The organism is Arthrobacter sp. GCM10027362 (assembly GCF_042679445.1).
Taxonomy (GTDB): domain Bacteria; phylum Actinomycetota; class Actinomycetes; order Actinomycetales; family Micrococcaceae; genus Crystallibacter.
Window position 1 is genome coordinate 1 of sequence record NZ_JBHTML010000262.1, and the last position, 4,225, is coordinate 4,225.

5 protein-coding genes are annotated in these 4,225 nt (G+C 69.8%); all 5 read left to right on the forward strand.

Features of this window, described 5'->3' with window-relative positions; all coding sequences use genetic code 11:
- Positions 1 to 92 precede the first annotated feature (92 nt).
- The gene (locus ACFQ36_RS21135) at positions 93 to 1,022 is read left to right on the forward strand and encodes a Rossmann-like and DUF2520 domain-containing protein (RefSeq protein ID WP_377017257.1); all 930 of its coding nucleotides are present in this window, start codon (positions 93 to 95) and stop codon (positions 1,020 to 1,022) included.
- Positions 1,019 to 1,927: a pantoate--beta-alanine ligase gene (gene panC, locus ACFQ36_RS21140; RefSeq protein ID WP_377017259.1), complete on the forward strand. Its 909-nt coding sequence runs from the start codon at positions 1,019 to 1,021 to the stop codon at positions 1,925 to 1,927. The genes ACFQ36_RS21135 and panC overlap by 4 nt, the downstream gene beginning before the upstream one ends.
- Before the next feature lie 114 nt (positions 1,928 to 2,041).
- Complete coding sequence (gene lysS / locus ACFQ36_RS21145) at positions 2,042 to 3,496, forward strand: lysine--tRNA ligase (RefSeq protein ID WP_377017265.1); 1,455 nt, start codon at positions 2,042 to 2,044, stop codon at positions 3,494 to 3,496.
- Between the two features lie 4 nt (positions 3,497 to 3,500).
- On the forward strand, positions 3,501 to 3,668 hold the full coding sequence (locus ACFQ36_RS21150) for a hypothetical protein (RefSeq protein WP_377017261.1): 168 nt from the start codon (positions 3,501 to 3,503) through the stop codon (positions 3,666 to 3,668).
- Positions 3,669 to 3,991: 323 nt separating this feature from the next.
- The coding region (locus tag ACFQ36_RS21155) for an Lsr2 family protein (RefSeq protein WP_377017263.1) at positions 3,992 to 4,225 on the forward strand (234 nt) is incomplete at its 3' end.

Below are 4,225 nucleotides of genomic sequence, written 5' to 3' on the forward strand. Positions count from 1 at the left end.
CGGCGTACCCGAACGCTGGCTCGAGACCCCGGCGCGGCAGGCCGGCGAAATGACGGGAAAGGCCAAGGAAGGCGAGGAGATGGGGCAGGACCATGGCAGAGGCTAAGCCCGGGCGGCTGGGGATCGGCGTCGTCGGCGCCGGCAAGGTCGGCGCCGTCCTGGGCGCAGCACTGCGCGCGGCCGGGCACGCCGTCGTCGGCGTGTCGGCCGTCTCCGCGGCCAGCCGCGAGCGGGCCGAAAACCTGCTGCCCGGTGTCCCCGTCCTGCCGGTCCCGGAGGTGGTCGAGCGGGCCGAACTGGTGCTGCTGGCCGTGCCCGACGATGCCCTGCCCGAACTGGTGTCCGGGCTGGCCGGCACCGGCGCCTGGCAGCCGGGGCAGCTGGTGGTCCACACCAGCGGGCGCCACGGCATCGGCGTGCTGGCGCCGGCCCGGGCCAAGGGCGCCATCCCGCTGGCCATCCACCCGGCCATGACCTTCACCGGGTTGAGCCTGGACCTGACCCGGCTGGCCGACTGCGCCTTCGGTGTCACCGCCGACCGCCCGGTGCTGCCGATTGCCCAGGCGCTGGTGGTGGAAATGGGCGCCGAGCCGGTGGTGATCGAGGAGCGGGACCGGGCCCTGTACCATGCGGCGCTGGCCCACGCCTCCAACCATCTGGTGACCATTGCGGCCCAGGCCGCGCAGCTGCTGGGCGCGGCCGGCGTGGAGCAGCCGGGCCGGGTGCTCGGGCCGCTGATGCGCGCCTCCCTGGAAAATGCGCTGGCCTCCGGCGAGGGCGCGCTGACCGGGCCCGTGGCCCGCGGGGACGCCGGCACGGTGCGGGTACACCGGGACGCACTGCTGGGCTTCGAAGTGGACAGCGGGGCCACCGACATCCGACAGGCGTACGAGGAACTGGCCCGGGCCACGGCCACGCGCGCCCTGGCCCGCGGCCTGCTCACGGACGGCCAGGCCACCGCCATCCTGGACATTCTTTCCCCCCGGACCACGCCGCTTACCGACCAGGAGGACCCGCAGTGAGCAACCGCCCGCACCTTGTCACCACCCAGGCGGAACTGAAGGAAGCCAGTGCCGAACTGCTGCGGACCGCGGCCGGCAGGCACCGCTCCGGCCGGGCCAGCCAGGCGCTGGTACCGACCATGGGCGCGCTGCACGCCGGCCACGCGGCCCTGGTGGACGCCGCGCGCGCGGCCAACGACGTCGTCGTCGCCTCCATCTTTGTGAACCCGCTGCAGTTCGGCGAGGCGGCGGACCTGGACCGTTACCCGCGCACGCTGGAGGCGGACCTGGAGGTGCTGGCCGGGGCCGGAGCCGACATCGCGTTCGCCCCGTCGGTGGAGGAGGTCTACCCGGGCGGGGAACCGCTGGTGCGGGTTTGCTCGGGCCGGCTGGGGGAGAAGCTCGAGGGCGCCTCGCGGCCGGGCCATTTCGACGGCGCGCTGACGGTGGTGGCCAAACTGCTGCACTACGGCCTGCCCGCCCTGCCGGCGGACTTCCGGGCCTATTTCGGCCAGAAGGATGCGCAGCAGCTGGCGCTGGTGCGGCGGATGGTGGCGGATTTGGACTTCCCGGTGGAGATCGTGGGGGTGCCGACCGTCCGGGACGCGGACGGGCTGGCGCTCTCCAGCCGCAACCGTTTCCTCTCCGACGCCGAGCGCGAGGCGGCCCTGGTGCTTTCGCGCAGCCTGCACTACCTCAAGGGGCAGGCGGAGCGGCACGAACCGCTGGACCTCCAGGGCGCCCTGGCGATGATCGGCTCGGTGCCGCTGGTGGACCTGGACTACCTGGAGGTGGTGGACCCGGCCACCCTGGAGCCGCTGGCATTCAACTGCCAGGACAGCCCCTTCACCGGGGATGCCCTGGCGCTGGCGGCGGCCCGGGTGGGCCCGGTGCGGCTGATCGACAACGTCCAGCTCGGCTCCTGAACCGGATCCTGAATAGGAAGCACGGTCGCCGGGACGGTAACCTTAACTACCGTGACCCGTGAACACCCCGCCGCCCCAGCCCACCCGATCGAGGCCGCAGACACCTCCGAGCAGATGCGTGTGCGCCTGGAAAAGCGCGCCAAGCTGCTTGAGCGCGGCGTGGAGCCGTATCCGGTCGGGGTGGACCGGACGCACACCCTGGCCGAGATCCGGGAAAAGTACGGCCACCTCCAGGCCGACGAGACCACCGGGGACATCGTCGGCGTCACCGGCCGCGTGGTGTTCATCCGCAATACCGGCAAGCTGTGCTTCGCCACCCTGCAGGAAGGCAACGGGACCCGCCTGCAGGCAATGCTCAGCCTGGCCAACGTGGGCCAGGAAGCGCTCGCGGACTGGAAGGCGTTCGTGGACCTGGGCGACCAGGTCTTCATCCACGGCGAGGTCATCAGCTCCAAGCGCGGCGAACTCTCGGTCATGGCCGATTCCTGGGCCATGACCTCCAAGGCCATCCGCCCGCTGCCGGTGCTGCACGCCGGGCTGAACGAGGAAACCCGGGTGCGCCAGCGTTACGTGGACCTGATGGTGCGCGACGAGGCCCGCCGGATGGTCTACACCCGGGCCGGCATCATCCGCTCCATCCGGGACACCCTGCACGGCCACGGCTACGTGGAGGTGGAAACGCCCATGCTGCAGCTGGTCCACGGCGGCGCCGCGGCCCGGCCGTTCCGGACCCACCTGAACGCTTTCGACCAGGACATGACCCTGCGTATTGCCACCGAGCTGTACCTCAAGCGCGCGGTGGTCGGCGGCATCGACCGGGTCTTCGAGATCGGGCGCATCTTCCGCAACGAGGGCGTGGACTCCACCCACAGCCCCGAGTTCACCACGCTGGAGAGCTATGAGGCCTATGCGGACCAGTTCGTGATGGCCGACCGCATGAAGGAGATGATCCTCAACGTGGCGGACGTGGTGGGCAGCCGCGTGATCGAAACCGAGAAGGGCACCATCGACCTGAACGGGGAATGGCGCTGGCTGGCCGTCTACCCGGGCCTGTCCGAGGCCGTGGGCGTGGAAATCACGCCGGAAACCAGCGGTCAGGTGCTGCGCGAGATCGCCGCCGGGCACGGGGTCAAGGTGGAGCCGCAGTGGGACACGCAGAAGGTGGTCATCGAGCTCTTCGGCGAGATTGTCGAACCCACGCTGCTGCAGCCGACCTTCGTCTACGACTACCCGCCGGCTGCACAGCCGCTGGCCCGGCACCACCGCGACCGGCCCGGACTGATCGAGGCCTGGGACCTGATCATCGGCGGGATGGAGCGCGGCACCGCGTTCTCCGAGCTGATCGACCCGGTCATCCAGCGCGAGCGCCTGGTGGAACAGTCCCGCAAGGCCGCCTCGGGGGACCACGAGGCGATGCAGCTGGACGAGGACTTCCTGCGCGCCCTCGAATACGGGGCCCCGCCGATGGGCGGCATTGGCCTGGGCATCGACCGGCTGGTCATGCTTTTCACCCAGACGGGAATCCGGGAGACCATCCTGTTCCCCCTGCTGAAGCCTGAATTGGGATAATTTGATGGAATATCTGTGGGTGCTCGCCCCCTCCGCCGGGGTCGGTTTGCTGTTCTACTTCGTCATGAAGGCGCTCTTTAATGCCGACCGCAAGGAGCGGCAGGCCTTGGCCGAGGCCGAGCGCGAGGCGGATTTGTGGGCCGCCGGCGACGGGGAGAATTCCGGACAATAGCCGGCGCCGCGTCCGCCGGCCCGTCCCGCTGCTGTCCTTTGACAGCAATTTCCTGCCAATCGGCGGCGGCGCCTGGAAACAGCGCCGCCGCCGATGCGTCCGGCCGGGCCGGCAGGGCGTGCGCACCGGCCGCGGGGCGGCTCCAATTTACCGGTTTCCCGGCGGGCCTGCGGCGTTATGATAAACAGGTGCGGACCGGATTAATCGGGGCAACGGCCCGCATATCAATCAATACGGCGATGTTGCCCCCTAATCGGGCATGGGACATAATCGGAATGGATTAACGGAACTTATCTGATTGCCCGAATATAAAGGAGCCGTTTGTGGCGCGTGAAGTGGTAGTTGTTCTGACCGATGACCTTGACGGCGGAAAAGCCGATGAAACCGTCCACTTCAGCCTGGACTCGAAAAACTACGTCATCGACCTGAACGAGGCCAATGCCCGGGCGCTGCGCGATGCCCTCAAGCCTTTTGTCGAGAAGGCCCGCGAAGACACGCCCCGCAGGGAAGCCGCGGGCCGGGGCGGCCGGGCCAGGGCCGCCCAGGCCGCCCCGGCC